Genomic DNA, 6751 nt, shown 5'->3' on the forward strand with positions numbered 1-6751 from the left:
TGTTTCAAGTCGAACGTCCGTGAGACTTGGCGCGTGATTCTGGTCAGCGAAGCTGACATATTCTTTACAGAATCACTGCGCATCCTCGCGGAGCGTTTATCTCTGACCTGTTTTCATTTTCAGACGGCTTTTGACTTTTTTTAACTATTTTCCAGTCTGTTCCTACTTATTTTTATTAATGATCTTCGTCTGTGTCTCTCTGGTCGCAATATCAATATAGCGCACAAACAGAGATACCTTATTATTCGGGTTCAGATTCTCCCAGAGTGTCGCTGCAAACTCATCCAGGCTGTCCGGAATCTCGATCTTTTTCGGCTCACCCTCGAAGCTCGGAAGCGGATTGCCGTCGTGCATATAGGTGTGGATGAAATGTCCCTCGCCTGCAACCGGCTTCTCATACGCATATGTATAACGATGGCAGGAATCCGGATTGCCGTCATTGGATTTCAGAATCGACAGCGCATAGTTGTAACCGCCATCCTCGATATGCAGGATACCGGAAATACGAGGTGTGTAGTTCGGCGCATCCGGCTCGAACTCGCGGCTTCTGAGGGACTGCTCAAAGGTCATCTGGCGATCCATTCCCTCATAAATCGTATCAGTCTGATCGCCGTTGGTCACGATCGTTTTATTTCCCAGCACACGGACCGGTGCATAGATAATCAGACTCGGATCTTCCAGCTTCGCCGGATCAAATGCCTGTGTGCGGATGCCCTCACCTTCTTCTACAAACACACGGTTGCGGCTGTTCTCGCTTCTTCCCATGATAAAGTATGCCGTAACCGCCTTCTTTCCGTCCGGCGTCCGTCCAATGATAATTCCGCGTCCCGGATAAGAATTGTTTTTCAGTTCCTCTGCTATCGATACAGTCTTCATAATGGCAAAGCTTCCTCCTTCATTGTTGTGCAATAATTCACTACTTTATATTTTACCACATTCTATTCTCATTTCCAGTTAGATTTATTGATTTGTTTTCAGAAGTATTGCTTATATATAGTACTGGTATTATTTTTTATTCTAATAAACATATAAAAGCACCTGCATCCTTTTACAAATACTCTGCACTACTTCATGACAAACCGCTCTTTTACCGAGTTACTGTTCACGCATACGTGCCCAGTAACGGAATTTGCCGTGGCTTCGCATTTAAATACGGCAAATTCCTGCTGCCACCACGTTTTCTTACGGCACTTTCGGTTTCAAAAGTGCCTACCCGGGAACAGTAACTTTACCGATGCTTTTCAACAAAATACATCATAAAACAGACTGTTCAATCTGTACAATTCGGTGTATAATTAAAGAAAATATGCCATCAGGGCGATACACTTCACATATGTATACAGATTTTGGGAAATGACGGCATGAAGATAGCACAAAATTCGCAAGCGGTCTGCGCTATGCACCGTTACGAAAAAACGTTCATCATCAAAATTCAAGAAAAGGCAGGTTATGAATATGAAAAATGTAACAATTCTCGACCACCCGTTGATTCAGCACAAGATCTCGCTCCTCCGCAACAAGAACACCGGAACCAACGAATTCCGTTCCCTGACCGATGAGATTGCGATGCTGATGGGCTATGAAGCGCTTCGCGATCTTCCGCTGGAAGATCAGGAAGTAGAAACTCCGATCGAAACCTGCAGCACTCCGATGCTGGCTGGTAAAAAACTTGCCGTTGTCCCGATCTTACGTGCCGGTCTCGGTATGGTAAATGGTATTCTGGCACTCGTTCCGTCCGCAAAGGTTGGTCACATCGGACTCTACCGCGACGAGACAACCCATGAGCCGCACGAATACTACTGCAAGCTGCCAACCCCGATCGAACTGCGTACCATCGTTGTCACCGACCCGATGCTGGCAACCGGCGGTTCCGCAGTGGAGGCAATCGACTTTATCAAAGCACGCGGCGGAAAGAACATCAAATTCATGGCAATCATCGCTGCTCCGGAAGGATTAAAGAGACTGCATGAGGCACATCCGGATGTCCAGATCTATGTTGGTCATGTCGATCGCTGCCTGAATGAAAACGCTTACATCTGCCCAGGTCTGGGAGATGCAGGGGATCGGATTTTTGGTACGAAATAAATACTATAGCATTCACAAAAAATCGCTCTTCCCTCTTCCGGGTTGAGCGATTTTCCATTTTATCTTTATTTAAAATTTCGTTCTCAAATCGCTATCGCGTAAATTTTTCTGCTATAGCACCGCTATAGTACGCATTCAGCAATTTTTCCAGATCCTTGATCTTCTCTTTCAGTTCCCGTCCGATATCCGTATCTCCGACACACTTGCGCTCCGGCACCCATTTGACCATACGGCTCTCGGAGTGGATGTCACTCTCCTTTTCGATCGCCGCCTCGGTGGACTCAAACGGATCGTGCGCGGCCAGAATCAGACCGTAGGAGTTGTATATCAGCGTATACCCCGCGATGCCGGTTTCTTTCTGATATGCTCTTGAGAAACCACCGTCGATGACGAGAAGCTTACCGCCGCATTTGAGCGGACTCTCGCCGTCTTTGGATTTGACCGGGACGTGACCGTTGATGATGTGCGCGCCCTCCGGTTCCAGACCGAACTCACGGAGAATGCGGTCAAGCACTTCCTCATTTTCCAGCATATCGTAATACGGATTTTTTACTTCTTTATGTGTCTCTTTTTCTGCCAGAAAATAGCGTTCAAACGTTGCCATCTTGTCCTTGCCGAACAGCGGGGAATTTTCATTCAGCCAGATATACCACATCATATCCCTGCCTTTTTCCCGCTCTGACTTATCGACCGCGACAAACCCTTTGCGGACATAATTGTCCAGAATATCGTACAGCGCCTTTCCCTTATATTGCTTGCCGTAGATCTCTACCTCCTTGAAGGTACCGTCCTTATTTAACGGAACACAGCCATGGTAGAGAAGGTTATTGTTGTATACTTTATAGAGACTTCCCTTCGCCAGCAGGAATTTCATATGCTGCTGCAGCTTCTCGCAGTTCATGAATGCACGTTCCAGACGTTCCATAATATCTGCTTCTTCCGGTGTAAATGCATATGGATCTTTCGGATCTACGGTCGGGAAATTCATATCGAGCATCTTGTACTCTTTGCCGCCCAGCTCCAGAACACCGCGTTCAAAATCAATATGATGCAGAAGATTTCGTTTCTCCAGGCCAAATTCCGGATGACGCTTGATGATCTGCCCTTCCGCCTTGAACTGGATGATCGAGATCGCCTTGTGCATCTTCTGGTTCATCTCGCGCTCAGACGCACTGTAAGAGTCACTGCCTTTTAACTGGAAGCAGGTGCACGGGTCATCCCCATATGTATTGATCGCAAAGGTTGCCAATGGAAGAAGGTTGATGCCGTAACCATCCTCCAAAATATCCAGGTTTCCATATCGCGCGCAGATACGGATTGCGTTTGCAATACAACCCATCTGTCCCGCTGCCGCGCCCATCCAGAGCACATCGTGATTGCCCCACTGGACATCAATCGAATGATAGGTCATCATCTTGTCCATGATGATATGCGGCCCCGGACCTCGGTCATAGATATCACCCACGATATGAAGATGATCGACCGTCAGGCGCTGAATCAGCTCGCTTAGCGCTATGATAAAGGCTTTCGCCCGTCCCACACGGACAATCGTCTGGACGATCGCATCGTAGTAGGATTCCTTGTCCTGCAGATCGCCGCGCTCAGTCAGAAGCTCTTCCAGCACATAAGCAAATTCCTTCGGAAGCGCCTTGCGGATCTTCGAACGCGTGTACTTGCTCGCTGCCCGGCGGCAGACCGCAATCAGGCGATAGAGTGTGATCTTGTACCAGTCATCCGGATTCTTCTCCGTCTGCAGAATCCGGCTCATCTTCTCCGCCGGATAGTAAATAAGGGTTGCCAGCGACTGCTTGTCCTGACGGCTCAGGGTATTTCCAAATACATCGTCAATCTTTCGCTTGACGGAACCGGAACCATTTTTCAATACATGGGAAAATGCCTCGTATTCTCCATGGATATCGGTCAGGAAATGTTCCGTTCCTTTCGGCAGATTTAAGATCGATTCCAGATTGATGATCTCCGTCGATGCCGCTGCAATCGTCGGGTAAAGCTCTGCCAGTCGATCCAGATAACGCGCCTGCAATGATTTCATGTTTTCTCTAACCCCTCCTGTTTGCGGACGCCCCTTTTGACCCTTTTTCACCCAATCCCGTGCATCCTGCTTCCGATGCCCGTTATGCATATAAAACACATGCAAAAGATACACGCAGAAAGATGGAAAAGAATTTGTAATGCTTGTTGCAAACAATTACAAAAAATCGAAATGGCGTCTCATTTTTAATTCTGATACTTGTATCTTATCACACTTCTATTAAAAACGCCATTTCGATTCCTATAATAAGTATTATTAGTATTTGCGCTGCCACCACGTTATCTTACGGCGCTTTCGGTTCCAAAAGTGCCTATTTATAAATATCCGGTCTCCACTTTGGCAGAATACCTTTGGTAGCCTCTACTGCCGTGGTTTCCCGATCGTCATTATCGATGTCGCCCCTACTCAATTTGGCTGCCCTACCGGTAATATAACTATAAATTTACTTCCGCGCCCTTCCCTGCTCTCAGCCGTCACAGTCCCATGATGTGCCTCAACAATCGCTTTGACGATGGCAAGGCCGATTCCGGCGCCTCCAGTTTTGCGGTTTCTGGACAGATCGGTCCGGTAAAAACGCTCAAACACCAGTGGAAGATCTTCTTTTGAAATTCCAATTCCTTGATCCTCCACACTCAGTTCTGCGACCGTTTCACCGCAATTTACCCGTATCTGTATTTGCCCGTCCTCGTTTGAATACTTGACTGCATTGGAAAGTAGGTTATAAATCACCTGATACAGACGTCCCGCGTCTCCCTGCACGACTGCAGATTCTCCCTGAACCGTACATACAAGCTCTTTCTTCTTTAAATCCGGCTCAAAGGTCTTCTCCACCAGCCTGGATAATTCCAGCAGATCGACCGATTCCAGCACAAGCTCCAGCTTCTTATCTTCAACCTGACGCAGCTTCTCCAAATCAGCAATGATCCCTGACAGCCGCTCCAACTCCCCATAACAGTTCTGCAGCCGTTCTTTCGTCGGATCCCAGACACCGTCCAGCATCATTTCCAGATTTAGCGACACATTCGTCACCGGTGTGCGGAGTTCATGAGCTACATCTGAGGTAAGACGGCGGCGGAGTTTTTCTTGGCGTTCCAGGCTCTCTGCCATCTCATTGACCGATCGGCTCAGATTTTCCACTTCCTGAGTCTGCGCCCGTTCCGTCTGCAATCTCGCCTTATAATCTCCCTTTGCGATTTTCCTCGTCACTTCTGCCACATTCAACAACGGAACTGACAACCGTTTTGCCAGCATGGTTCCCATTGCCACCGCAGCCGTCAACACCACCAATCCAATCCCGATCAAAATCCGGTTCAAAGAATCCAGAAACCGAAAATCACTCTCATTAAAATAATAAGGACTGTAATAGCTCACATCCAGATACCCCACAATGGCATCCCTTTTCCGTATATCATAGCGGTACGTTGAAAATTCACCCTTTAACTGGGGGCGTTTCTCCTCCATTTCCGTGCGGATCTCCTGCATTACCTGATGGCATAACGTCATATCATGATTTTCAGCATCCCATACGACATGGTTTTCCCGATCCAACAGCCGGATCAGATATCCATCTTTCAATGCATACATTCCAATCCCATGGATGTAATCTACATTCCACTCACCATTCCTCTCATCATACTGGGATGGCAGTGATTCTGCCAGCTGTTCCGAAAAATTTTTCCTCTGCAACGCTACGTATCGCTCAAACTGACGGTTAATCAGACCATTCGCCACCGCTCCAATCAGAAGAACCGTGATCAGGACAATCAGTGCAAAACCGGTCGCCAGCTGCGTGCTGATTTTTTGCTTCATTCTGCCGTCCCTCCAAATTTATAGCCCATTCCATGAACAGTACAGAGATAAACCGGCTGCTTGGAATCGTCCTCTATCTTCTTCCGAAGATTTTTAATATGGGTATCGATTACCCGGTCATATCCAGAAAAATCCAGTCCAAAGACCAGCTCAATTAAATTTTCTCTGGTAAATATTTTTTGCGGATATTTCGTAAAGGCAGCCAGCAATTTCCACTCGATCGCTGTAAGCGCCACCGGTTCTCCTTTTTTCCTCACTTCTTTTCGGTCATAATCAATCACCAGATCTCCCTGATTCCAGGAAAACTGTCTGGCAAGCGGAACCAGATCCTCGGTCGAGCGCCGCAAAACCGCCTGCACGCGGGCAGATAAATTTTTCAGACTGAACGGCTTCGTGATATAATCATCCGCACCCAGATCCAGACCATGAATCATATCATATTCCACATTTTTGGCAGTCAGCATGATGATCGGCACGCGCGACTGTTTCCGAATTCGGACACAGACTTCTTCTCCCGGCAGATCCGGAAGCATCAGGTCTAAAATCACCAGAGAAATCGGTTCTCTCTTCAAAATATTCAGTGCCTCCTCGCCATTTTCCGCCCGAAAAACCTGGTAGCCCTGACTTTCCAGATAGGAAGCAACTGCCTCCCGAATCATCTCCTCATCATCTGCCACAAGCAGCTTCCTTTTCTCTGCCATTCTGCCCTCCTCTTGTCATGCCATATTCATTTTCCCATTCTGCCAATTATCCTGAATTCAGTCGCTTTTTGTTATTGTTTATAACTTAATAACCGCCACAGCAGCC

5 protein-coding genes are annotated in these 6751 nt (G+C 47.3%); 1 reads left to right on the plus strand and 4 read right to left on the minus strand.

The window, feature by feature from the left end; genetic code table 11:
* Window positions 1-162: 162 nt before the first annotated feature.
* Window positions 163-876, minus strand: coding sequence for an IMP cyclohydrolase (locus QVO97_RS01840; RefSeq protein ID WP_022358718.1), 714 nt, complete (start codon window positions 874-876; stop codon window positions 163-165).
* A 579-nt stretch (window positions 877-1455) separates the two neighbouring features.
* On the opposite strand from QVO97_RS01840, the gene upp reads away from it, so the two are divergent.
* Entirely contained in the window at window positions 1456-2085 is a 630-nt protein-coding gene (gene upp, locus QVO97_RS01845; RefSeq protein ID WP_022358719.1) for a uracil phosphoribosyltransferase, read from the plus strand.
* 91 nt (window positions 2086-2176) lie between these two features.
* Here upp and QVO97_RS01850 read toward each other — a convergent pair whose 3' ends face one another.
* From QVO97_RS01850 to QVO97_RS01860, 3 genes are all read right to left on the minus strand, one after another.
* Complete coding sequence (locus tag QVO97_RS01850; protein ID WP_022358720.1) at window positions 2177-4135, minus strand: fructose-bisphosphatase class III; 1959 nt, start codon at window positions 4133-4135, stop codon at window positions 2177-2179.
* 405 nt (window positions 4136-4540) lie between these two features.
* Entirely contained in the window at window positions 4541-5944 is a 1404-nt protein-coding gene (locus QVO97_RS01855; RefSeq protein ID WP_022358721.1) for a sensor histidine kinase, read from the minus strand.
* Entirely contained in the window at window positions 5941-6645 is a 705-nt protein-coding gene (locus tag QVO97_RS01860) for a response regulator transcription factor (RefSeq protein ID WP_022358722.1), read from the minus strand. Before QVO97_RS01860 ends, QVO97_RS01855 begins: the two co-directional genes overlap by 4 nt.
* Window positions 6646-6751 lie beyond the last annotated feature (106 nt).

The organism is Clostridium sp. CAG:43, from assembly GCF_000434655.1.
Lineage (GTDB): Bacteria > Bacillota > Clostridia > Lachnospirales > Lachnospiraceae > Otoolea > Otoolea fessa.

Bases quoted from the DNA above. Each gene is read 5' to 3' on its own strand.
- QVO97_RS01840 (WP_022358718.1), bottom strand. From the start codon at position 876: ATGAAGACTGTATCGATAGCAGAGGAACTGAAAAACAATTCTTATCCG.
- upp (WP_022358719.1), top strand. From the start codon at position 1,456: ATGAAAAATGTAACAATTCTCGACCACCCGTTGATTCAGCACAAGATC.
- QVO97_RS01850 (WP_022358720.1), bottom strand. From the start codon at position 4,135: ATGAAATCATTGCAGGCGCGTTATCTGGATCGACTGGCAGAGCTTTAC.
- QVO97_RS01855 (WP_022358721.1), bottom strand. From the start codon at position 5,944: ATGAAGCAAAAAATCAGCACGCAGCTGGCGACCGGTTTTGCACTGATT.
- QVO97_RS01860 (WP_022358722.1), bottom strand. From the start codon at position 6,645: ATGGCAGAGAAAAGGAAGCTGCTTGTGGCAGATGATGAGGAGATGATT.